Annotated in this window: 1 protein-coding gene; it reads right to left on the bottom strand. The window is 41.0% G+C overall.

Going from position 1 to position 273, the window contains the following annotated elements; all coding sequences use genetic code 11:
* On the bottom strand, positions 1-273 hold a 273-nt coding region (locus R2R70_RS20255), incomplete at both ends, for a hypothetical protein (RefSeq protein WP_410978937.1).

The raw sequence follows: 273 nt of genomic DNA on the forward strand, positions 1-273 counted from the left end.
CCGGCATAATGACTTTATTTGTAGAATGCGAATGCCCGCGATCGGGACCTGAATTTACGTTAGGATTTTGATCGGCAGCCCATGCATCGGTTACACCTTGTGCTTTCATTTTAGCTTTTAAAAATTTAGCTACATCGGCATCGGTGGTTTTACCCGGAATAATAGTTTTATAAGCCTCTATTTGCCACGTTGCTGAAAGCATTGCGGCCTCTTTCATTATTTCAACTTCAGCAGGTAACTTAATTGAAAGCCATTGATAAACAACTTCTTCGG

Origin of the sequence: Cobetia sp. SIMBA_158 (assembly GCF_046566945.1) — a bacterium.
GTDB classification, from domain to species: Bacteria; Pseudomonadota; Gammaproteobacteria; order Pseudomonadales; family Halomonadaceae; genus Cobetia; species Cobetia amphilecti.